Here is a 20,530-nt window from a genome sequence, read left to right on the forward strand (position 1 = left end):
AAACCTGCATGAGCTACACCCTGGACGAAGTTGCCTTCCTACGCGAGAACGCCGCTACGATCGATGCCGCCGCAGCAGACCTGGAAGGGGCCAAGAAGGCGCACTTGCGGGACGTCGCCAAGCTGCAGGCCCAATTCGGTAATTATGGCCGCGCCGTAGCCGAGCTGATCCAGGCCCGCAGCTCCGGCAAGCTACCGGGGCAGTGGCTCATGGACCACGACTCCGCCCAACAGGCCACCCCACCCGCAGTGGCGGCTTATCGCGCGCACTTCCTTCAGGAACGCAACGTGGACTTCGTCCACGACCTCACCTGCTCCATCGGCACCGAAGGCCAGACCTATCGCCCCGGCGCTTATGTGGGCAGTGACCTCGACGCCTCGCGCGTGGCCATGGCGCACCACAACATTGAGCACCCAGTTTTTCGTGCCGATGCACTAACCACCACAACCACAGCCCAGGTCTGCATCGCCGACCCTGCGCGGCGACAGGGTGGCAACCGTATTACGCGCCTAGACCAACTCCTACCACCGCCAGCAGATCTGCTGGCCACCCACGGCGAGATGGCCATCAAGTGCGCCCCCGGCATTGATCATTCCGAATGGGAAGGCCTGGCTTGCGTGGTGAGCCTCGATGGCGGGGTGAAGGAAACCTGCCTGTATACCCCGGGCCTGGGAATGGGTAAGAGGGCAGTGGTCCTCAACACCACGCCCGAAGGAATACATACTGACGTCATCGAGGATGACCTCGACGAAAACGAACTACCTGAGGCTGGGCCCATGGGGCGCTTCCTCATCGACCCCGACGGCGCCATCGTGCGCGCCGGGCTGGTGCGCCACTACGCCGCGCGGGAAGGCTTGCATCAGCTGGACCCGCGCATTGCCTACCTCACCGGCGACCGCCTTCCGCAAGGCATGTCCGGATTTGAATTCATCGAGATGGTCCCCATGAAGAAGCTAAAAGCGGCCATGGCGGCCCACGACGTCGGCTCGCTGGAAATCCTGGTACGCGGGCAAGACGTGAACCCGGACCAGCTGCGTAAGAAGCTCAAGCTCAAAGGCTCCACTGCCAAGACACTCGTGGTCACGCGCATTGGAACGAAGGGAGTCGCGGTGTTGTGCGGACCGCGAGTAGTATCGACCGAAGGTAATTACGCACCCTAATAGTTTCAAAATTTACGGAAGGGGAAGTGCCCACATGCCAGTCATTGTGGCTCTGGTCAAGCACGTACCGGATACGTGGTCAACCAAGACCCTCGAGGCGGACCACACGTTGGACCGTACCTCGGTGGATAACGTCATCGATGAGGTCAACGAGTACTCCGTCGAGCAGGCACTGCGCTTGCGCGACGATAACGCCGACGCCGGCTATGAGGTCGTGGCGCTTACGATGGGCCCGGCCGCTGCCGATGAGGCTCTGCGCAAGGCGCTGGCCATGGGCGCGGACCACGCCGTGCACGTGACGGACGACGCCCTGGCCGGCGCCGACGCCCTGGCTACCGCCTGGGTTCTCAACGCCGCCATCAACAAGGTGGCTGAGAAGTTCGGCGAGGTCCAGGTCATCACCCTGGGCAACAACTCCTCGGATGCCTCTACTGGGCTTATCGCCGGCTTGCTAGCGGAGTACCGCCAGCTGACCGCGCTCACGGAGCTCAAGGCCGCCTCCCTGGCTGGTGCTACCGCCACCGGTACCCGCGAAGATGCCCACGGCCACTGGGAGCTATCCGCCAACCTGCCAGCCATCCTGTCCTTCACTGACAAGGCCGATAAGCCGCGCTTCCCGAACTTCAAGGGGCTAATGGCCGCCAAGAAGGCTGAGGTCACCACCCTCGCCGTGGCGGACCTGGGCATTGATGGCGTGCCGTCCACCACCACTGTGACCGCCTCCGCGCAGCGCCCGGCCCGCACCGCCGGTGAGGTCATCGTTGAAACTGATCCGACCGTGGCTGCCGCCAAGGTCGCGGACTTCCTGGCCGCCAAGAATCTCATCGAGGGTTAAGGAGAAAAGATATGTCTCACGTTTATGTCCTAGTTGAGCACGAAGCAGGCCAGCTCAGCCCCGTTACCGGCGAGCTCATCACCGCCGCCCGCGCGCTCGGCACCGTCTCCGCCGTCGTCGTGGCCAAGGATGCCGCCACCGCCGCCTCCTTCGACGCAGAGTTAGGCAACTTCGGTGCCGCTCAGGTGGTCCAAGCCACGGCTGCGGACTATGAGCAGCGCATCGTCACCCCGGAGGTTGACGCCCTTCATGCCTTGGCCGCCAATAACCCGGCGCCCATCGTGCTGGCCTCCACCCCGACTAACAATGAGATCGCCGGCCGCCTTGCTGCGCGCTTGGGCTCGGGTGCCTTGGTCAACGTCGACGGCATTAATGCCGATGGCTCCGCTCACCACACTATCTTCGGCGGTTCCTACGAGACTTCCTCTACGGCCACCGGTTCTGTGGTCTACACCCTGCGGCCGGGCTCCGTGGCCACTGAGCCGCAGCCGGTCACCGCAGCACCCGCGCCCTTCGAGCTGCCTGCCGCCACCGCGAAGGATGTCACCGTCACCTCCTTCACCCCGGCGGAGAAGACCGCTCGTCCGGAGCTGACCTCCGCCAAGGTCGTCGTGGCCGGCGGCCGCGGCGTGGGCGATAAGTTCGCCGACGTGGTGGAGCCGCTTGCCGACGCCCTCGGTGCCGCCGTCGGTGCCACCCGCGACGCTGTGGACGAGGGCTTCTACGATCCGGCCCACCAGATTGGCCAGACCGGTGCGACCGTCTCCCCGAAGCTCTACATCGGTCTCGGCATTTCCGGTGCCATCCAGCACACCTCCGGCATGCAGACCTCGGAGACCATCGTCGTGGTCAACCAGGACCAGGACGAGCCCTTCTTCCAGATCGCTGACCTCGGCGTGGTGGGTGACCTCCACGAGATCGCCCCGGCACTTGCCGCGGAGCTGACCAAGCGCAAGGAGGCTGGCAACTAATGCCGCTCTACCTCGATTACGCAGCCACCCAGCCCATGCGCCAGTGCGCTATCGACGCATGGACACAGGCAGCCAGTTCCCTCAACCCGGGCGCGTCCTATGCCTCCGGGCGCAAGGCACGCTCCGTGCTGGATGACGCCCGCGAGACCGTTGCCGAGCTGCTCGGCTGCGAACCTATCGAGGTCATCTTCACCTCCTCCGGCACGGAGGCGGACAACATCGCCATTCAGGGCCTCTTCCGTGCAGCACAGAACGCAGCGCGCAGCGGGAGCGCAGCAGATGAACCGTCGAAACGCATCGTTTCGACCCCCATCGAGCACCCTGCCGTGCTCGAAACCGTAGAGAAGCTCCACGCTGAGCACGGCGCCACTGTGGAGCTTCTCCCGGTTGATTCCACCGGCCACGTCAGCGTTTTAAGCGCCCTGGATACCCCGGCCGCGGTGGCCACCTGCATGTGGGCCAACAACGAGACTGGCGCCATCCAGCCGGTCGACGACATTATCCAGCGCGCCGCCGCGCAGAACACCCCAGTGCACATCGATGCCGTACAGGTCGCCGGCAAGCTGCCCATCAACTTCCATGAGCTGGGTGCCACCACATTGGCGGCCAGCGCCCACAAGTTCGGCGGGCCCCGCGGCATTGGCCTGCTGCTCGCACGCCGCACCCCGGCACCCCAACCCATCGCCTTCGGCGGCGGCCAAGAACGCGGCATTCGTCCCGGTACCGTGGACGTGGCCAGCGCCAGCGCACTCGCCGCAGCTCTGTGTGAATCCGTCGCGGAAATGGAGCAGGAGGATACCCGCCTGACTGCACTTCGCGACAAGCTCAAGGCCGGCATCGAGTCGAGCATCGACAACGTCATCATCAACTCCGCCGAGCCCACCTTGGCCTCTCACCTCCACGTGTCTTTCCCAGGCACGGACGGCGACAGCCTCATCATGCTTCTTGACGCCGCCGGCATCGAAGCCTCCGCCGGCTCCGCCTGCCACGCTGGTGTCAACCGCATGTCCCACGTGTTAGAAGCCATGGGCATCGACGAGAAACACGGCCGCGGCAGCCTGCGCTTCAGCCTGGGGCGCCTCACCACCGACGAGGACATTGACGCCGTGTTGGCAGAGCTTCCTGAAATCATCCGCCGAGCACGCTCGGTCTAGGACACAACAGGTCTGGGCCTAGGAAAAAACGATCACCAACCACGAAGCGAACAGGCACATTTCGCAATCTTCGACGTTGTGCCACGGAGTGAATAGGCCGTCAGGTTTCTTCCTCCTCGTCGATGGTTAATCCGGTACGAAAGCGTTGTCCGACGTCGCTACCGACCGCGATCTCTTGCGGAGGAATCCGGTGGACTCGTGGCCGTCGCCCTACAGCTTGGAGGGCATGGTCGCGGCGGGGCGTCGATAAGCATGCCTAAGTTGTACCCGACGCTCGGGCGACGTACTCCGATTCGACGCTGGTTGAAAACTACCTGTTGTGCTTTCACGCAACCCGTCTTATTCTGGGCGCAACGATTGGTTCAGACTCGCGGAGCCTAGTCAGCAATTACTGGAGATACTGATGACTTCCTCAATAACGTTGACCTCGTATGAAGGTGCTCAGTTCGCTTCACCATTTGGCGAAGGTACCGTTCGTTTCGGTGACAGTGCCGAGCAGGTGGTAGCGGTCCTTGGGGAACCGGAGAATCACCCGAGTGAAAGCCCCTTGTACTACTCCCAAGCAAATATTCAGGTTCACATCGGTGACAACGGTGTCGAGTTCATTGAGTTCGCAACCAACCCTGAAAAAGACGGTGTCACGGTGGAATGGGAAGGCCATAACCTTTCCCACATGAACGCGATCGAGTGCGCCGAGCTGTTGAAGAGGCTCAACGACGGGGCTCGGCTTGACGATGATCAAGCTCCAGAGTCTTATGCTTTCGAGAAACTGGGGCTTAGCGTATGGCAACCGTACGCGCTTGCCGATGCTCTCGAGGAACTCGAGGAAGAGCGAGCTGGGGGCGCCGAGGGTGACGAACTCGAGTACTTTGAAGAAGAAGCCAAGATGGCAGAGTGCTTTGACGCGATCGGCCTGGGTTCTCGCGACTACATGAACCAGTACTTCTAGGCTCGCCTTTCTCCAGATCCGCGCCCCGCTTCGTGGAGACGAGCGAGAGCGTAAGAAATTATTGCCTCACCCGACATCGAACATATGGTTCCAGTGCGGGAACCCGATCTTGCGCTCGAGCACCTCTTGTCACGCGTCAAGCGAAATGAGCGACCACACGTCGTCGGGGGTGAGCTCGAAAGAGTAGCGGTGGGGGCGTCGCCAAGCACTGCTCAAGTACTAGCAGTTGTAGCACGCGACAACGCAAGCCAGTGGCCCCTGCCTGGGAAGTGGGTGTGGTGGTGTCGGTGAGGGCACGTTGCGTAAGAAATGTGACAAACGAGTTGAATGTTGCGCGTGTTGCATCTGTGACTGATGTTGTTGAAACGGTAGTGTGGCGCGCATGAGCCATGCACGTCGCCTTGTTACCGCCGCCGTTACCGCAGTAGCGGCCGTGGCACTGTCCGTATCCACCGCCGTTGCTATCCCGTCCACCGCACCTTCTGGTGTGGATGTCTCCGGCAATAACCACATGTCCCTGCGTGGGATCGATTGGGACGCCGTGAAGTCCGACGGCCAGTCCTATGCCTTTGTCAAAGCCACCGAGGGCGTTGGGTTTGTTAACAACCACTTCGTACGCGATGCCAATGCTGCTGCAGCGGCTGGCTTGAAGGTCGGCGCTTACCACTACGCGCGCCCGGCTGGCGATGCCAAGCAGCAGGCAGCCAGCTTTGCCTCCCAAATCGCGCTGGTGCCGACGCAGACCCTGCCGCCGGTGCTCGACATCGAGGTTGATGAGGGCCTGAGTGCTGCGCAGCTTGAGGAGTGGATTGACACCTTCATGAAGGAGGTGAAGTCCCTGACCGGGCGCACGCCGATGCTGTACACCTACAAGTACTTCTGGATGGGCCAGATGGGCAACACCACTCGCTTCAGCGAGTACCCGCTGTGGCTGGCTGCCTACCAGGACACCGCACCGGATCCCGTCGGTGGCTGGGACAAGCTGGCCTTCTGGCAGCGCTCGGGTTCTGGTCGCGTGGCCGGTATTGAGACCGATGTCGACATGAACCTCTTCAACGGAACTGAAGCCCAGCTGCACTCTTTCTCCGGAGGCAACTACATTGACTTCGGTGGCATCTTGAATGACCTGGTTATCCCAGGCGTGGACCTTGGTGATGACGCCGGCGTGCTGATTGCCGGAATCCTGGCCCTAGCGGCGGGCGCGGTAGCCGTTCCTGCCGTAGCGGATGCTGCGAAGGATGCGGGCTTGGACGTGGATCCGACCGGGCTTATCAAGCAGGCGGAGAAGCTGCTCAACACTGGCGCTATTAGCACCGACGACCTCAAGGACATGTCCAATAACGACGCCAGCATCGGTGACTTGGCCATCTTCTTGGATAACGCACAGCACCTGCAGGACTTTGATGCCAACAACGTCAGCGAGCAGGACGTGGAGAATGTCAGCCGTGCCGCGCGCAGTGCTGGTCACGCCGCGGGTGTGGAGATCCCGGCATTTGATTCCAAGCAGGTGGCGGACCTGCTCAAGAGCCTCCGCTAAGTCTCTTTAGGGCTTGAGTGTCCTTAACTCTCCGCGTCGTCTAGGGCGTCGTGGCGTGGGCTCACGCCGGTAAAGAAGCGGCGGGTCCAAGACTCGTCGCGGAAGTGTGCGGGCACCGCACCGGAGAGTAACGGTTTAGCAAGGGCGGCGGCTTCGGGGGAGCCGTCGACTGGCAGCTCGGTGTCTGAGCCGATGAGGATGATGTTGCCGTAGCGCCGGCCTTTAAGCATGGGAGGATCGGCGATAACCGCGACGTGTGCGAAGACTTCTGCCATCCCTGCCAGCTCCGCCTTTGCGCCCTGGAGATCGGAGTGGTCACCGCAGTTGGCCACGTAGAGGCCACCGGGGCATAGCGTTGCATGGGTGTGTTGGAAAAATTCAACGGTGGTCAGTGGCTTCGGCGTCGTATCACCGGCGAAGACGTCTCGGATGATGACGTCGAAGCGGTTCGGCGGGAAGCCCTCAGTGACTGCGCGTGCCTCGCCGGCACGGATTTTCACGCGGGGTGCTGCCGGGATATCGGCCAGCTCACGGACGAGCTCGGTAAGCTTCGCGTCGAGTTCGACCACAGTGTTGTGGGAATCCGGCCACAGGTCAGCGAAGTAGCGTGGTAGCGAGCAACCACCGCCGCCTAGGTGGAGTAGGCGTTTGCCGGGTGCGAGATTCTCTACCGCGGCGGCGATCCAGCGCATGTACTCGAATTCCAGGGTGCGTGGCTCATCGGGGATGAGGTGTGAGGAGGGCACGCCGTTGACGTTGAGGATGAATGCGCCGTCGCGGAAAGGATCCGGCTCGATGACGAGCTCGCCAGTGGATATCTCATAGGTTCCCGCGATGGAGTTGGTGGTGTTGCGCTTTCTGCCCATAGTGCCTCTTAGCTTAGGGAATAGGCTGCGTGGTTCGCGTGTTGGGGTATGAGGTACACCGCGACTAGCCTTGGTGGACAACAAAGCAACGAGAAGGGGAGAGCATGCGAGTATTGGTAGCCATGTCCGGCGGCGTCGATTCCTCGGTGGCTGCAGCACGCGCAGTGGAAGCAGGCCATGACGTCATTGGCGTGCACTTGGCCCTGCACAAGGATGCGCAACAGACCCGTGAGAAGGCACGCGGATGCTGCTCCCTAGAGGATTCCGCCGACGCCCGCCGCATCTGCGATAAACTCGGCATTCCCTTCTATGTATGGGACTTCTCCGAGGAGTTCAAGGAAGCCGTCATCGGGGATTTCGTGGACTCCTATGCCCGCGGTGAGACCCCGAATCCGTGCTTGCGCTGTAATGAGAAGATCAAGTTCGCAGCCTTGCTGCGCAAGGGCATGGCGCTGGGCTTCGATGCAGTCGCCACAGGTCACTACGCCACCATCGACTCTGATGGCTACATGCGCCGCTCCCTGGATGAGAACAAGGACCAGTCCTATGTGCTGGGTGTCATCACCAAGGAGGAGCTGGACCACTGTTTCTTCCCGATTGGCGATACCCCGAAGCCGCAGATCCGCGAGGAGGCCAAGCGCCATGGATTCTCCACGGCGTCCAAGCCTGATTCTTATGACATTTGTTTCATCCCGGACGGCAATACCCAGGCCTTCCTGGGCCGTTCCATCGGGCTGCGTCCGGGAATGATCGTGGATACCGAGGGCAATGAGCTCAAGGAACACGATGGCGCGTGGAACTACACCATCGGCCAGCGCAAGGGCCTAGACATCAAGACGCCGACTGCCGACGGCTCCCCGCGCTACGTCACCGATATCGACGCGGCCACCGGTACCGTCACCGTGGGATCGCGCGCCGACTTGGCCGTGACCCGCATTGAGGCCGATCGCCTAAAGTATCTGCACCCGGCGATGGACGGTGATTTCGACTGCGAGGTACAGGTACGTGCCCACGGCTCCGTCGTTGCCTGCCGCGCCCACGTGGACCGCGAGGCTGACCGCATGACGCTCGAGCTTAACGAGCCACTCTCCGGTGTAGCCCGCGGCCAGGCCGCGGTGCTCTACTTGCCGAGCCCGGATGAGCTGGGTGATATTGTGCTCGGCTCTGGCACGATTTGCGGGACTGAGTAGCTTTAGCGAAGCACGCAGTCAGCGATGAGTCGGTCGAGTGCCCGAATATCGACTTTGGGTCCGATGTTGATTTTGAAGTGGCCAGCCCGTGTCCAGAGCTCCAGTTCAGCATTTACGTCTAGGAGCTTTCCGGCATTCTCCGTCGACCACATGTTAATGGAGGAATAAGGGAGCGAATAGATTTCGACTTTCTTTCCAGTGAGACCTTGAGAATCTCGGATAATTAATCGGTGGCTAGTGAAGACCGCTGCGTCTCGGACAGTTTTGAAGGCGCAGATGGGCTTTTCGTTGGCAGCGAGAATTGACGGAATGTCACTCGGAATCTCGCAAGGAGAATAGAAGGTCCAGCCAGAAAACTGTTCAAGTGCCACGGGAGTATCCTTTACTATCTGCGACTTAGTGGTTTGTGAATTGCATTATAGATGCCGCAGCACTGTCTTTGATTCGGTATTAAAAGAAAAAGAATTCGGAAGGAGATGAGATGACGGGATTCGCTCTTGGCCCCATGCCCGGCACGTCCATGGCGGAGGCCGCGGACATCATCATGGGGGAGACCGAACTTCCTGCCATCCCGCAGCTGCCCGAGCGTGGGCTGGGGTCGGATGCGGTGGGCCGCACGGCCAGCATGCTGGAGGCTATCTCCATCGACCGCGGCCCGCGCTCGTGGCGCATGACGGCGCGCCCGCAGCTGCTGACCCGCCGCACGTGGGACCGCTTGGAGCGTGACCTCGACGAGGTCCAAGAGGTCTGGGGCGAGAGCGTGCCGCACGTCAAGGTGCAAGCACTTGGCCCCTGGTCGCTTGCGGCGAGTATCGAGCTTTCCGATGGCCACCGCGTCCTCACAGACCGCAGCGCCTTTAACGAGCTTGCCGACGCCCTCCGCCACGGCCTTCACGCCCACGCTCAGGACGTCGCTAGTCGCTTCCACGGGGAGGTCGTCGTCCAGCTCGACGAGCCCCTGCTTGCCGATATCATCGCCGGCCGCGTCCCCGGCACCACAGATTTCGATACCATCCCGGCGGTCCCGGATGAGGTCGCGCTCGATCTCCTGCAGTCCTTCGACGCAGATTACCTGCACGCCCCGCCGCTGTGGTCGATAGCACCTGCTGCCAAAACTTTGCTCACGACTTTCCGCGGCCTAGACACCCCGCGTCACCTCGACGGCCTGGGTGAGCACTTGAGTGCGGGTCACTGCATCGGTCTGGGCATCGAAGGCTCCGATGCCCGCGCGGAGGCCATCACGCTGGCCCGTCACCTTGACCGCATCGGCATGCCACGCGAGCTGCTCATCGATCATTTCGACGTCTACCCAGTCAAGGCCTCCGCTCGTTCACTGCGCTCGGTAACCGAGACCGCCGGCATCCTCACCCGCGATGCTGGTGACCTTTAGCTCACCCTCTAATCAACCCGCCCCAGGCTATCCGTCGCGGTGAAATAAGACTCCATATACGGGATGACGAACTGGAGTTGGCCATGGGCGGTGGGTTCGATGAGGTCGGCGTCGATAAGCCGCTGGCGCGTGGCCGACAGTGAGCGCACCGTCCGGTCCTGGTGCGCGGCGATGTTCTTGATTTCTGCCGTACCGTCCTCCATGACCGCGCTCATCGCTTCGAGGAAGAGACGCTGCGCCGGCGGAAGCTTCAGGGTAGCGGGCTGGTGGACCTGGGCGCCCAGCACTGAGATAGCCTCGGCCGACACTGCTGCGACGTCACTCACCTCGATACTGCTTCCACCATCACGCTGCGCCTTCCCCCAAGCCAGTGAGCCCACCAGCTGCACCATGTAGGGGTAGCCGCGCGACAGCCTCACCGCTGCCGCAACCGCATCATCGGTGAACTCGAGCCCGGACTGTGAGGCGGTTTCGGTGAAGGCCACCTCGGCGTTTGCGGGGGAGAGCGGGCCCAGAACGAACTTCTGCGCGCGGCGCAGGAAGGTTACACCAGGCAGGTCTAGCAGGCGGTTGACTCCCTGTGGAAGTCCTGCGGCGACAATGGCGACGTCGAGCTCATCGCGCACTAGGTCTTGATATGTCACGGCGAGGGAGGTGAGATCCTCCGCGTCGGCGTCCTGTACCTCGTCGATGGTCAGCAGCACGCCAGTGCCTTTGAGCATGCCTAAAAGCTCGCGCAGGCGAGTGTTCAACGTGGGTTTGTAGGCTTCCTCAGTGTTGTGCTGGATGCCAATGGTTGCCACACCACCAATGCCGACGCGGTTGACCTTGTGCTTGTCCGCCGGGGCCAGCTTGTCCATGATGCGCGGGATGGTGGTGTCAACGAGCTCGTCAACCATGGAGCTGCGTCCCGAGGCTCGCAGGGTAATCCACCCGCGGCTCGAGGCGATATCTTCTATCTCGTTGAGCAGGACCGTCTTGCCGATACCGCGGGCGCCGCTAATGATGAGCGAGCGGCCCGGGCTACCCGGCTGGGAGTCAAGCGCAGCTCGGAAGGTATCGAGGACTGCTGTGCGGCCGACCCAGAACAGTGGTGGAACGCCGAAGGTGGGTCGGAAGGGATTCTCGTGCGGGGACATAGCCTCATCTTAGAGCATTGGGAGATTTGGGAGACTTTTAAGAATGTGGAGATTTGGGAGACTTTTATGAGGACGTCGACTAGGGAGACCAATAATCTCCCTAGTCCTCTATGCGTCTCGTCCGGCGCGGATTGCGGCGACGACGTCGAAGTCTCCCTTCATATCGATAGGTGCACGACGGGAGAGTTCGGCCGCCTTTGCTTCGATGGACTTTCTGTTGGCAGTGGATGGGGATGACGCGGCGATAGTGAGGATGTTGCGCACGTAGTCTTCGAAGGAAACACCAGCGGTAGCGGCGCGGTGCTGAAGAGTTGCGATGGTTGTACTGTCTACGTCTTGGATTTCAACGGTGCAGGTAGGAGAGGAGCTCATAGTGCTATCGTACGGGAGCTTCTTGACCAGCGTCTGTGCCGCTAGAAGGCTGCAAGGCCTGCCAAGCTACCGCGCCGATGTGCAGCGAGCAGGCTGCCACAAGAGCGTACCACCAGCCAAAATACACTGAGGTGTGCCACGACATGGCGTAGCCGATGAAGAGTATGGCGAGAATCGTAATCGCCGCGGTGACGAGGTGATTTGCCGTGGAAAGGGGTTTTCGCAGAGCCTTCCATGCGGCCCAGAGCTCCGAAGCGGTGATGACGGCGAGCGCTACGGTGAGGAACATGCTTACTCCTTAAGATGCGAGCTCGTCGAATAGAGCTTGGGCGAGGTCTTCGGTGCCGGCGAGGGAATCGTTGTTGGCGAAGGCGGCGCGCTTGGTCTCTGGTTCGATGATGAGCATGGTGGAGTAACCGTAGGTGCCGCCGTTGTGCCAGTACCCAGCATTGTCCTTGCTGGGAGGCTGCCAGCCGTAGTCGGTATCGCCGTTGTCCATAAACCACTCGGCGAACTTGGCCATGTCACTCGCCGTGGAGCGGATCGCTCCCGCGGGTGCGGAACCTTCCATCTCCCAGGGCTCGGCGTGGCGGCCGGTATTGGTAAGTCCCCGTGGGGCGTCGTCAGGCACAGAGCCCGGCGTCATGAGATAGGTTTCGGTCATGCCGGCTGGCTCAAAGATGCGTTCTTTGAGCATCTGCTCATAGGGCTGCCCGGCGGCGGTCTCTACAATATGACCCAAGAGCCCGTAGCCAAGGTTGGAATAGGATTCTTCGCCGCGGTCCTTTAGCTCGGCCTTCGTGGCAGCGTCCACGATGTCCTCTACGGTCTCACCTTCATAGGGATTCGAACCGGTGATCGTTGAAGCGAAAAAGCTGAGGACGTTCGCTTTGGCGACGGCGGGTAGTCCAGAGGTGTGGTCGAGCAGCTCCCTTACGGTGACGTCAGCGACGGGCGCATCGCCGACATTGAGGACCTCGCCCACAGTGGTGTCAGTTCTCAGCTTTCCCTCTTCGACGAGCTGGTGGGCCAGTTCGCCGGTGAACATCTTGGTCACGGAGCCGATTTCGACCTCCGTGTGCTCGTCGCTGCCCAGCCCTGCAAAGGTGACCTTGCCGTCCTGGAGGGTAAAAGCGGTGATGTTGTGGAAGCCGGACTCTGAGTGCTCTTCCAACTGGGCAGCTAAGGCTTCGTCGCCAGTTTTGTCTTTTGCCAGAGCAATTCTTTGCGGCCCCGTGATGAGCAGGATGGCTGCAACGGCAATGGCAGCGATGACGGCTAGGGAAATTCTACGCATTAGTGGTCCTCGCTTGCAGTGATGATGGTCAGCAGGGGGATAACTCGGGCGGGGCGGATGGCATATTCGCCACCGGACTTTGTGGTCCAACTGGCATGGGTCAGTGCGCTCAAGTGGTGATAGGCGGTGCCTGTGGAGGAGACGATGTCCTCTTCGACGAGCTCAGCGGCTGTCGCGGGCGCGGCGAGGAGGCGGCGCAGGATTTCACCGCGGACCGGATGTGCGAGCGCGGATAGGCGCTCGAGGTTTTCTGTCCAATCCTCGTCAGTGATGAAGTTGGTGGGGCGCTGCCATTGATAGGCATAGGTGCGCTTGCCGACGTTTATGTTGCCGCCAAAGATGACGGAGCCGTCGGGAAGCTGCTCGTTGGGTGCGAGGGCGTCGACCAGCCAGTAGGCCGAGCTTTCTCCAGTGGCGGATGCGGGGTCGGCGTCAGTGGGTGTGGTGCGCCCCTCAAGCGCGGCGACGCGCGTTTCAAGTTCGGCGAGGCGTGCTTCGACTGTCGTTTTCATGTTTTCTAGAATTCCAGAACTCTAGAAAACTGGCAAGGGGGCAGGCTTAAGAAATCATCGGCCATGCGGTGGAGACATCGGAGGCATCGCGCCCGCGGCCTTCCAGATACTTCTTGAAGGATTCGCGGTCCTTGTACCACTCGACGGCCTGGTATTCCATGAGCTCGTTGGTATCCATCTGTGCTAGCTCGGGGAAGTGCTGGCGCACCTGCTTCCAGGCCACGCGGGCGGCCGCCAAAGCGTCGGCAGTCGCCTCATGCGCGTTGCTCAACTCCACGCCGTAGTGGGCGGAGACCTCTTCCAAGGTGCGCTTTCCCTTGCGCCACTTGTCCTTAACACGATCGATGACGAAAGGATCGAACACCGGACCGTTGACCGTGAAGTCCCCGGTCAGCGCGCGTAGCACGGATAGGTCGTAGGCGGCGTTGTAGACAATGAGCGTGAGCCCCTCCTCCCAGGCCTGATAGATGGAATCGACCGTTTCCTTGAGCACCTCCTCGTGCGGGCGACCCTCCGCGCGGGCCTTCTCGGTAGTGATTCCGTGGATCTTGGCGGCTTCCTCGGGGATTTCCACGCCGGGGTCAGCGAGCATTTCCCGCTTGTCCACTTCGCGCCCGTCGATACGCACCAGGGCGGAGGTGACGATACGGGCTTCTTTGGGCTTTACGGAGGTGGTCTCAAGGTCGAAGGAGAGCATGCGGGTGGCGTCGAAGTTCATGGACAACACTCTAGCGCCCGGCTCGGACATGCACTGTGGAAGTACTGCAGAATGACGGACGAACCTTTGCAGAATGACCATCCGCAGGTCACAGGCATGTCCGGCAGTCCCGCTACACTAGTGACTCGTGAGTGATGCAGTAGATATCCAACGCGAATGGTCCGAGCTTGCCCAGGAAGTGCGCAAGCACCGCGAGTTGTACTACAACGGTGACCCGTCGATTCCGGATGCGGACTTTGACGCGCTCTTCCAGCGTTTGTTAGCGCTGGAGGCAGAGCACCCGGAGCTGCAGACTCCGGATTCGCCTACCCAGCAGGTAGGTGCTGCTCCGGAAGGTGCTGTAGATATCGAGCACCTGGAGCGCCTGTACAGCTTGGACAACGTCTTCAGTGCGGATGAGCTGCAGGACTGGCTGGACCGCACGCCGGCTGAGGCTTATTTGACCGAGCTGAAGATTGATGGCCTGTCCATTGACTTGGTCTACCGCGACGGCAAGCTTGCCACGGCCGCCACGCGTGGTGATGGTCGTGTGGGAGAGGACATTACTGCCAATGCGCGCGTTATCCCGGACATTCCGCACGAGCTCACTGGCACGGATGAGTATCCGGTTCCCTCCCTGGTGGAGATCCGCGGCGAGGTGTACATGCGCCCGGATGAGTTCGAGGAGATCAACGCAGCGCGACGTGAGGACGGCAAGCCCACTTTTGCCAACCCCCGCAACGCGGCGGCAGGTGGGCTGCGCATGAAGGACCCGGAGGACGTCAAGAAGCGTCGGCTCCACATGGTTTGCCACGGCATTGGCGCACGCGAGGGTTTCCAGCCCACTTCGCAGCACGATGCCTACAAGGCCCTGGAGTCTTGGGGATTCCCGGTCTCTCCTTATACCCAGCGCGTGACCACCGCCACGGAGGTTCAAGAGCGGGTGAGGTACTGGGAGGAGCACCGCCACGATGCCTACTTTGAGATGGATGGGCTCGTCATCAAGGTCGATGACCTGGCCAGCCAGCGCGCGTTGGGCGCGACCTCCCGCGCGCCTCGCTGGGCTATTGCCTACAAGTACCCGCCGGAAGAGGTCACCACCAAGCTCCTCAACATCGAGGTAGGTGTAGGGCGCACAGGGCGCGTGACGCCTTTCGCCATTATGGAACCGGTCTTCGTTTCTGGTTCGACGGTGTCCATGGCAACCTTGCACAACCAATTCGAGGTCAAGAACAAGAACGTCCTTATCGGCGATACCATCATCATCCGCAAGGCCGGAGAGATCATCCCCGAGGTCCTCGGCCCCGTTTTGGATAAACGTGATGGCAGCGAGACCGAGTGGGTCTTCCCGGAGAATTGCCCTGCCTGCGGTACGAAGCTGGCGCCACAGAAAGAAGGCGACCAAGACTGGCGCTGCCCGAATACACGCAGCTGCCCCGCGCAACTGGCAGCGCGCCTAGAGTACTTGGCCTCCCGCAAGGCGCTCGACATTGGCGAGCTGGGGGAGAAGGCGGCCGCAGATCTGATTTCCTCCGGAGTGCTCAAGGATGAGGCGGACCTCTTCGATCTTGATGAAGAAGCACTCCTCAAGTCCTCGGTTTATACTACCCAGAAGGGTGCGCTCAATGCCTCCGGTAAGAAGCTGCTGGAGAACCTCAAGACGGCCCGTCAGGCTGAATTCTGGCGAGTGCTGGTAGCGCTGTCTATCCGCCACGTTGGCCCCATCGCGGCGCGTGCGCTAGCCACCCGCTTTGGTTCCATGGAGACGCTGCGCGCGGCCTCGGTGGAGGAGCTAGCGGATACCGATGGTGTGGGCAGCATCATCGCGGAATCCTTCAAGCAGTGGTTCGAGGTGGAATGGCACGACAATATCGTGCAGAAGTGGGCCGCTGCTGGGGTCACGATGGAGGAAGAAGCCAGCGACAAGCCGGCGCAGACACTTGAAGGCATCACCGTCGTGGTGACCGGAACCTTGGAGAACTTCACCCGCGATTCCGCCAAGGAGGCCATCATCACCCGTGGTGGAAAAGCATCCGGCTCTGTATCGAAGAAAACGAATTACGTCGTAGTTGGAGAGAATGCTGGCTCGAAGGAACAGAAGGCCCGCGATCTGGGGCTGACCATCTTGGATGAGGAGGGCTTTAACCGGCTTCTTGAAACGGGCGAGGCATGAAGCTAGCCGCTTTCGACTTAGACGGCACCATCTACTTTGACGGGCATATGCCCGACGAGGTACCGGAGGCGATTGCCCGGTGGCGTGCTGCGGGCAACCTCGCCGTTGTGGCCACCGGTAAGTCGCCGCACTCGGCGCGGCGTGCTCTTGAGCCCTTTGGCGTCGAATTCGACTATTACCTGCTCTGCAACGGCACCCTCATCATGAATAGTTCCTATGAGCTGCTCTATGAAAGCCATGTGCCGCCCGGGGTAGTCCGCGCTGTGTATGAGCGGGTTCGTGATATCCCGAAGCTCGACCTGTATTGCACGCGCCTGGAAGGTCCGGACGGGCACCTCGTCCGCAACGTGGCCGGGGTGCACAACCCCATCATCAGCGAGCCTGTACCGGTCGCGCCCGAGCGCATCGAGGAAGAAGTCTTCCCTCTCGTCGCCGCCTGGACGCCGGACGATCCAAGCCTGCAGAAAGAGATCGCGCAATGGGTTACTGAGCGCTTTCCCGTCGGCACCGCGATGAACCGCAACTTCTTCGACATCACTCCACCTGGCCACGACAAGGGCTGTGCCTTGACCTGGCTGCTACGTCACTTGGGAGTCAAGCGTTCCGAGATTGAGCTGATCACCTTAGGCGACGGACATAATGACCTGCCCATGCACGCGCTTGCCGATATCTCCCTTACCTTCCCCTGGGCGCAACCCGAAATCCAAGAGGCGTGCACCGCGGTGGTGGACTCGGCCGTGAAAGGCCTAATAGACTACGGCTCATGAAGATTGCGGCTTTGGACATGGATGGCACTGTTTACGTCAACGAAGACATAACTGAGGCAGTAAAGGAAGCCATCGCCGCATGGCGGGCCGCTGGCAACCTCGCTATCTCTGCGACGGGCAAGTCCATTGCCAACGCCCGGAACACACTCGAGCCATTCGGGGTGGAGTTGGATTATCACGTGCTCTACAACGGCACCGTCATCACGGACGGCGATTTCTCCATCCTGCACGAGGAGCACTTGCCTAGTGATGTCGTCCAAGCCGTCATCGACCGTTTCACTGGGCTGCCATTAAATATCTACCTGACGGGCTTGACTGGGGCTGACCAAGTGGCGTGGGACGGCCTGGCTGGCCGTGAATCTTCGATGGTGGCGAATACGGAAGTGGTGGATCTGGGGGACGTCGCCAAGCGCAGCACCGTTCTCATGTCCCTGTGGATTCCGGGCGACGCCGAGCTACGCCGCGAAGTCGACGAGTGGGTGCGTGCGAATTGCGATGTTGAGTCCTCGTTCAACTGCGATTTCTACGACATCATGCCACCCGGACACAACAAGGGCGAGGGCTTGACACGACTGCTTGGTCACCTCGGCCACGAAGAGGCTGAACTCTACACCTTCGGCGATAGCTTCAACGATCTCTCGATGCATTCCATCGCCACCGAGTCCTTCACGTTCCCGGGAACACACATCACCGACGAGGTAGACCACGTGGTTCCTGACGTCGCCGCGGGCCTCAGCATATTGCTCGACCGCTAGGTCGAACTAGGTGAGGAAGGCGCCCAGGATGGCGCCCAAGTCACCCAGGTGCTCGACCTCGGAAGCGAGATAATCGGGCCCGCCAACGCGGCCCATCACCACGACATAGTTCGTGCCTACGAGGGGAGCGGCCGCCAGTGCGGATTCGATGAGGGTCCACGATTCCGGGATCCACGTGTCCTTCTCCGGATTGAGCACGCGGGCGGAGGTGATGTTGAGGTCGGTGGGGATCGAGCCGTCGTCGGCAGGTGCGGCGTCAGAGGCGGCAATGCGGCTGATCTTCTCATCGTTCGCAATGACGATGGCCCAATTGGAGGTCAGTGCCTTGGGAATTGCCGCGCAGACTTCCTTCATCGCGGCGGTTACGTTGCGCTGCGAGGCAACCTTCGCCAGTACATGGATCTGCCCGCGGCGGTCAACGCGGCCGCTGAACGGACGGATGGAATCAATTTCTACGCCTTCCACGGCCTGGGCTGCCGTGATGATCTCATCTGCCATGGTGGACTGGGGGAGATCGAGCACGATGTCATCCATGACCGTCCCGTCAGGGAAGTTTTCTACGATGTCGACGGAGCGAATATCGGCCTCGATGTTGCCCATCGCGTTGGCGAGGAGGCCAAGGCTGCCGGGAGTGTCAGGGAGGAGGACACGGACGAGGTACGACATATCGTTCTTTCTGGGGAAGATGACTAGGTAGGGAATTCTTGATATGAAAAGTTTATAGAACTTGATCGATGGTACCCAACGTATCGAATACTATTCAATAGCTCGTGTTGCGTTTAGGGGAGGAGCGGTGGTGGCGTGGCATCAGCCGTGCAGTACCATGGGTGCTTAGCTATCAACCGTCTCAATGAATAAAAGGATGGAGTTCGCGTGTCTGATATTTCGCGTGACGAGGTCGCGCACTTGGCAAAGCTGTCGCGATTGGCCCTGAGCGAGGAAGAACTGAAACAGTTCGCCGCGCAGATCGACGAAATCGTGGATTCCGTGTCCGCGGTTGGCAAGGTCGAGGCTGAAGGTGTGGAGCCGATGTCGCACCCGCACTCCGTTAACGCCCCCATGCGTGAGGACGTTGTCGTGCGAACCCTCACTGCTGAGCAGGCCTTGGACCAGGCCCCCGCAGCTGATGAAGATCGCTTCATGGTTCCGCAGATTCTGGGTGGAGGAGACGAATAAGAATGGCACAATTCATTGCGCCCACCGAGGGCATTACCGCGCTGACCGCCGCCGAGCTGGCTGAGAAGATTCACTCTCGCGAGCTCACCTCCCGCGAAGTTACTCAGGCCTTCCTGGACCGCATCGCGGAGACCAACGGCGAACTCAACGCCTTCCTGCATGTTGGTGCTGAGGAAGCACTGGCGGCTGCCGACGCCGTCGATAAGTCCCTCGACGCTGGCGAAGCGCCCGCTTCCGCGTTGGCCGGTGTGCCGCTAGCCCTCAAGGATCTGCTGGTGACTACCGACGCCCCCACGACCGCCGCCTCCAAGATGCTGGAGGGTTGGGTGTCACCTTATGACGCTACGCTGGTGACCAAGCTGCGCGAGGCCGGCATTCCGATCTTGGGTAAGACGAACCTCGATGAGTTTGCGATGGGCTCCTCTAACGAGAATTCTGCCTACGGTCCGGCTCACAATCCGTATGACACCGAGCGCACCCCGGGTGGTTCCGGTGGTGGTACCGCTGCGGCTCTTGCCTCCGGTCAAGCCCCGCTGGGTATCGGTACTGACACCGGCGGCTCCATTCGCCAGCCTGCCGCTTTGACCAACACCGTGGGCGTGAAGCCGACGTACGGCACCGTTTCTCGCTATGGCCTCATCGCTGCTGCAAGCTCTTTGGACCAGGCAGGCCCGACCGCGCGCACGGTCCTAGATACCGCGTTGCTGCACGAAATCATTGCCGGCCACGACTCCTTCGACGCCACCTCAGTGGATAAGCCGGTCGCGCCGGTAGTCGCGGCCGCCAAGGAAGGCGCCAATGGAGATCTTTCCGGCGTCAAGGTCGGCCTGATCAAGCAATTCGAGCGCGACGGCTGGCAGCCGGGCGTGATGGAGGCCTACCACGCCGCGGTTGAGCAGCTGAAGTCTCAGGGCGCAGAGATCGTCGAGGTTGACTGCCCGCACTTCGACGATGCTCTCGCGGCGTACTACCTCATCATGCCGTGTGAGGTCTCCTCCAACCTGGCCCGCTTCGACGGCATGCGCTACGGTCTGCGTGTCGGCGATGATGGAACCCACTCTGCGGAAGAGGTTATGTCCCTGTCCCGCGCGGCTGGTTTCGGCCCCGAGGTTAAACGCCGCATCATGCTGGGTACCTACGCGCTGTCCGTCGGCTACTACGACGCCTACTATTTGCAGGCACAGCGCGTGCGTACCCTCATCGCCCAGGACTTTGAGCGTGCTTTCGAGCAGGTCGATGTCCTCGTATCCCCGACCACCCCGACCACGGCCTTCAAGCTGGGGGAGAAGGTTGAGGATCCGATGGAGATGTACAACTTTGACCTGTGCACCCTGCCGCTGAACCTCGCTGGCGTGTGTGGCATGTCTGTCCCTTCCGGCATGGCCTCCGACACCAACTTGCCGACCGGCCTGCAGATCATGGCCCCCGCATTCCAGGACGACCGCCTGTACAAGGTCGGCGCCGCCTACGAGGCAGGACGCAAGTAGCCCGCAGAACCGTATTCGGTAGTAAATCTGAGCCGGTGACTTTTCACGGAAACGTGGGAGGCCACCGGCCCTCGTCGTTTTATTCGACGGTGAGGTTTAGAAG

Annotated in this window: 22 protein-coding genes; 13 read left to right on the forward strand and 9 right to left on the reverse strand. The window is 61.2% G+C overall.

Annotation, left to right across the window (positions count from 1 at the left end; translation table 11 throughout):
- Positions 1–8: 8 nt before the first annotated feature.
- From HMPREF2996_RS05200 to HMPREF2996_RS05225, 6 genes are all read left to right on the forward strand, one after another.
- On the forward strand, positions 9–1,160 hold the full coding sequence (locus HMPREF2996_RS05200; protein ID WP_070730437.1) for a THUMP-like domain-containing protein: 1,152 nt from the start codon (positions 9–11) through the stop codon (positions 1,158–1,160).
- A 34-nt stretch (positions 1,161–1,194) separates the two neighbouring features.
- A complete protein-coding gene (locus tag HMPREF2996_RS05205; RefSeq protein ID WP_070717960.1) occupies positions 1,195–1,995 on the forward strand; it encodes an electron transfer flavoprotein subunit beta/FixA family protein in 801 nt (266 codons plus the stop codon).
- 11 nt (positions 1,996–2,006) lie between these two features.
- Positions 2,007–2,966 (forward strand): electron transfer flavoprotein subunit alpha/FixB family protein, encoded by a 960-nt coding sequence (locus HMPREF2996_RS05210; RefSeq protein WP_070717957.1) that lies wholly within the window; start codon positions 2,007–2,009, stop codon positions 2,964–2,966.
- Positions 2,966–4,120, forward strand: coding sequence for a cysteine desulfurase family protein (locus tag HMPREF2996_RS05215; RefSeq protein WP_070717956.1), 1,155 nt, complete (start codon positions 2,966–2,968; stop codon positions 4,118–4,120). Before HMPREF2996_RS05210 ends, HMPREF2996_RS05215 begins: the two co-directional genes overlap by 1 nt.
- Before the next feature lie 403 nt (positions 4,121–4,523).
- Positions 4,524–5,069, forward strand: coding sequence for a hypothetical protein (locus HMPREF2996_RS05220; RefSeq protein ID WP_070717953.1), 546 nt, complete (start codon positions 4,524–4,526; stop codon positions 5,067–5,069).
- A gap of 382 nt (positions 5,070–5,451) precedes the next feature.
- Positions 5,452–6,606 (forward strand): glycoside hydrolase family 25 protein, encoded by a 1,155-nt coding sequence (locus tag HMPREF2996_RS05225; RefSeq protein ID WP_070717950.1) that lies wholly within the window; start codon positions 5,452–5,454, stop codon positions 6,604–6,606.
- Positions 6,607–6,629: 23 nt separating this feature from the next.
- Here HMPREF2996_RS05225 and HMPREF2996_RS05230 read toward each other — a convergent pair whose 3' ends face one another.
- Positions 6,630–7,472 carry a spermidine synthase gene (locus HMPREF2996_RS05230; protein WP_070717947.1) on the reverse strand — a complete coding sequence of 281 codons (843 nt, stop codon included), beginning with the start codon at positions 7,470–7,472 and terminating at the stop codon, positions 6,630–6,632.
- Positions 7,473–7,576: 104 nt separating this feature from the next.
- Here HMPREF2996_RS05230 and mnmA point away from each other — a divergent pair, with 104 nt between their 5' ends.
- A complete protein-coding gene (gene mnmA, locus HMPREF2996_RS05235; protein ID WP_070447724.1) occupies positions 7,577–8,662 on the forward strand; it encodes a tRNA 2-thiouridine(34) synthase MnmA in 1,086 nt (361 codons plus the stop codon).
- A gap of 2 nt (positions 8,663–8,664) precedes the next feature.
- On the opposite strand, the gene HMPREF2996_RS05240 is transcribed toward mnmA, so the two are convergent.
- Positions 8,665–9,033 carry a PH domain-containing protein gene (locus HMPREF2996_RS05240; protein WP_046649328.1) on the reverse strand — a complete coding sequence of 123 codons (369 nt, stop codon included), beginning with the start codon at positions 9,031–9,033 and terminating at the stop codon, positions 8,665–8,667.
- A gap of 110 nt (positions 9,034–9,143) precedes the next feature.
- Here HMPREF2996_RS05240 and HMPREF2996_RS05245 point away from each other — a divergent pair, with 110 nt between their 5' ends.
- Positions 9,144–10,052, forward strand: a complete 909-nt coding sequence (locus HMPREF2996_RS05245; RefSeq protein WP_070447726.1) for a uroporphyrinogen decarboxylase/cobalamine-independent methonine synthase family protein — start codon at positions 9,144–9,146, stop codon at positions 10,050–10,052.
- Positions 10,053–10,060: 8 nt separating this feature from the next.
- On the opposite strand, the gene HMPREF2996_RS05250 is transcribed toward HMPREF2996_RS05245, so the two are convergent.
- The 6 genes from HMPREF2996_RS05250 to HMPREF2996_RS05275 all read right to left on the reverse strand — a co-directional run bounded on the left by HMPREF2996_RS05250 (position 10,061) and on the right by HMPREF2996_RS05275 (position 14,090).
- Positions 10,061–11,191 carry an ATP-binding protein gene (locus tag HMPREF2996_RS05250; RefSeq protein ID WP_070447729.1) on the reverse strand — a complete coding sequence of 377 codons (1,131 nt, stop codon included), beginning with the start codon at positions 11,189–11,191 and terminating at the stop codon, positions 10,061–10,063.
- Positions 11,192–11,299: 108 nt separating this feature from the next.
- Positions 11,300–11,563 carry a FitA-like ribbon-helix-helix domain-containing protein gene (locus HMPREF2996_RS05255; RefSeq protein WP_070447732.1) on the reverse strand — a complete coding sequence of 88 codons (264 nt, stop codon included), beginning with the start codon at positions 11,561–11,563 and terminating at the stop codon, positions 11,300–11,302.
- 4 nt (positions 11,564–11,567) lie between these two features.
- A complete protein-coding gene (locus HMPREF2996_RS05260) occupies positions 11,568–11,852 on the reverse strand; it encodes a hypothetical protein (protein ID WP_070447736.1) in 285 nt (94 codons plus the stop codon).
- Between the two features lie 9 nt (positions 11,853–11,861).
- Complete coding sequence (locus tag HMPREF2996_RS05265; RefSeq protein ID WP_070447739.1) at positions 11,862–12,860, reverse strand: serine hydrolase domain-containing protein; 999 nt, start codon at positions 12,858–12,860, stop codon at positions 11,862–11,864.
- Positions 12,860–13,372: an ArsR/SmtB family transcription factor gene (locus HMPREF2996_RS05270; RefSeq protein WP_070447741.1), complete on the reverse strand. Its 513-nt coding sequence runs from the start codon at positions 13,370–13,372 to the stop codon at positions 12,860–12,862. Before HMPREF2996_RS05270 ends, HMPREF2996_RS05265 begins: the two co-directional genes overlap by 1 nt.
- A 46-nt stretch (positions 13,373–13,418) precedes the next feature.
- Positions 13,419–14,090, reverse strand: a complete 672-nt coding sequence (locus tag HMPREF2996_RS05275) for a 3'-5' exonuclease (protein ID WP_070447763.1) — start codon at positions 14,088–14,090, stop codon at positions 13,419–13,421.
- Between the two features lie 127 nt (positions 14,091–14,217).
- Here HMPREF2996_RS05275 and ligA point away from each other — a divergent pair, with 127 nt between their 5' ends.
- Genes ligA through HMPREF2996_RS05290 form a run of 3 tightly spaced genes read left to right on the forward strand, consistent with a single transcriptional unit; the run spans position 14,218 to position 17,764 of the window.
- Complete coding sequence (gene ligA / locus HMPREF2996_RS05280; RefSeq protein WP_070447743.1) at positions 14,218–16,242, forward strand: NAD-dependent DNA ligase LigA; 2,025 nt, start codon at positions 14,218–14,220, stop codon at positions 16,240–16,242.
- Positions 16,239–17,009 carry an HAD family hydrolase gene (locus HMPREF2996_RS05285; protein WP_070447746.1) on the forward strand — a complete coding sequence of 257 codons (771 nt, stop codon included), beginning with the start codon at positions 16,239–16,241 and terminating at the stop codon, positions 17,007–17,009. The genes ligA and HMPREF2996_RS05285 overlap by 4 nt, the downstream gene beginning before the upstream one ends.
- Positions 17,006–17,764, forward strand: a complete 759-nt coding sequence (locus HMPREF2996_RS05290) for an HAD family hydrolase (protein ID WP_070447749.1) — start codon at positions 17,006–17,008, stop codon at positions 17,762–17,764. The genes HMPREF2996_RS05285 and HMPREF2996_RS05290 overlap by 4 nt, the downstream gene beginning before the upstream one ends.
- Before the next feature lie 6 nt (positions 17,765–17,770).
- Here the strand turns inward: HMPREF2996_RS05290 and HMPREF2996_RS05295 are convergent, their stop codons facing one another.
- Positions 17,771–18,430: an ACT domain-containing protein gene (locus HMPREF2996_RS05295; RefSeq protein WP_070447752.1), complete on the reverse strand. Its 660-nt coding sequence runs from the start codon at positions 18,428–18,430 to the stop codon at positions 17,771–17,773.
- Between the two features lie 207 nt (positions 18,431–18,637).
- Between HMPREF2996_RS05295 and gatC the strand changes: the two genes are divergently transcribed.
- Together gatC and gatA are read left to right on the forward strand one after the other, a co-directional pair.
- The gene (gene gatC, locus HMPREF2996_RS05300) at positions 18,638–18,940 is read left to right on the forward strand and encodes an Asp-tRNA(Asn)/Glu-tRNA(Gln) amidotransferase subunit GatC (RefSeq protein ID WP_070447754.1); all 303 of its coding nucleotides are present in this window, start codon (positions 18,638–18,640) and stop codon (positions 18,938–18,940) included.
- A 2-nt stretch (positions 18,941–18,942) separates the two neighbouring features.
- Positions 18,943–20,427, forward strand: coding sequence for an Asp-tRNA(Asn)/Glu-tRNA(Gln) amidotransferase subunit GatA (gatA, locus tag HMPREF2996_RS05305; protein WP_070447757.1), 1,485 nt, complete (start codon positions 18,943–18,945; stop codon positions 20,425–20,427).
- The last annotated feature ends 103 nt before the right edge of the window (positions 20,428–20,530 follow it).

It is taken from the genome of Corynebacterium sp. HMSC066C02 (assembly GCF_001814945.1).
Taxonomy (GTDB): Bacteria; Actinomycetota; Actinomycetes; order Mycobacteriales; family Mycobacteriaceae; genus Corynebacterium; species Corynebacterium aurimucosum.

What these genes read in the sequence shown, in the direction of transcription:
- HMPREF2996_RS05200 (WP_070730437.1), top strand. Translation starts at nt 9, where the DNA reads ATGAGCTACACCCTGGACGAAGTTGCCTTCCTACGCGAGAACGCCGCT.
- HMPREF2996_RS05205 (WP_070717960.1), top strand. Translation starts at nt 1,195, where the DNA reads ATGCCAGTCATTGTGGCTCTGGTCAAGCACGTACCGGATACGTGGTCA.
- HMPREF2996_RS05210 (WP_070717957.1), top strand. Translation starts at nt 2,007, where the DNA reads ATGTCTCACGTTTATGTCCTAGTTGAGCACGAAGCAGGCCAGCTCAGC.
- HMPREF2996_RS05215 (WP_070717956.1), top strand. Translation starts at nt 2,966, where the DNA reads ATGCCGCTCTACCTCGATTACGCAGCCACCCAGCCCATGCGCCAGTGC.
- HMPREF2996_RS05220 (WP_070717953.1), top strand. Translation starts at nt 4,524, where the DNA reads ATGACTTCCTCAATAACGTTGACCTCGTATGAAGGTGCTCAGTTCGCT.
- HMPREF2996_RS05225 (WP_070717950.1), top strand. Translation starts at nt 5,452, where the DNA reads ATGAGCCATGCACGTCGCCTTGTTACCGCCGCCGTTACCGCAGTAGCG.
- HMPREF2996_RS05230 (WP_070717947.1), bottom strand. Translation starts at nt 7,472, where the DNA reads ATGGGCAGAAAGCGCAACACCACCAACTCCATCGCGGGAACCTATGAG.
- mnmA (WP_070447724.1), top strand. Translation starts at nt 7,577, where the DNA reads ATGCGAGTATTGGTAGCCATGTCCGGCGGCGTCGATTCCTCGGTGGCT.
- HMPREF2996_RS05245 (WP_070447726.1), top strand. Translation starts at nt 9,144, where the DNA reads ATGACGGGATTCGCTCTTGGCCCCATGCCCGGCACGTCCATGGCGGAG.
- HMPREF2996_RS05250 (WP_070447729.1), bottom strand. Translation starts at nt 11,191, where the DNA reads ATGTCCCCGCACGAGAATCCCTTCCGACCCACCTTCGGCGTTCCACCA.
- HMPREF2996_RS05255 (WP_070447732.1), bottom strand. Translation starts at nt 11,563, where the DNA reads ATGAGCTCCTCTCCTACCTGCACCGTTGAAATCCAAGACGTAGACAGT.
- HMPREF2996_RS05260 (WP_070447736.1), bottom strand. Translation starts at nt 11,852, where the DNA reads ATGTTCCTCACCGTAGCGCTCGCCGTCATCACCGCTTCGGAGCTCTGG.
- HMPREF2996_RS05265 (WP_070447739.1), bottom strand. Translation starts at nt 12,860, where the DNA reads ATGCGTAGAATTTCCCTAGCCGTCATCGCTGCCATTGCCGTTGCAGCC.
- HMPREF2996_RS05270 (WP_070447741.1), bottom strand. Translation starts at nt 13,372, where the DNA reads ATGAAAACGACAGTCGAAGCACGCCTCGCCGAACTTGAAACGCGCGTC.
- HMPREF2996_RS05275 (WP_070447763.1), bottom strand. Translation starts at nt 14,090, where the DNA reads ATGAACTTCGACGCCACCCGCATGCTCTCCTTCGACCTTGAGACCACC.
- HMPREF2996_RS05285 (WP_070447746.1), top strand. Translation starts at nt 16,239, where the DNA reads ATGAAGCTAGCCGCTTTCGACTTAGACGGCACCATCTACTTTGACGGG.
- HMPREF2996_RS05290 (WP_070447749.1), top strand. Translation starts at nt 17,006, where the DNA reads ATGAAGATTGCGGCTTTGGACATGGATGGCACTGTTTACGTCAACGAA.
- HMPREF2996_RS05295 (WP_070447752.1), bottom strand. Translation starts at nt 18,430, where the DNA reads ATGTCGTACCTCGTCCGTGTCCTCCTCCCTGACACTCCCGGCAGCCTT.
- gatA (WP_070447757.1), top strand. Translation starts at nt 18,943, where the DNA reads ATGGCACAATTCATTGCGCCCACCGAGGGCATTACCGCGCTGACCGCC.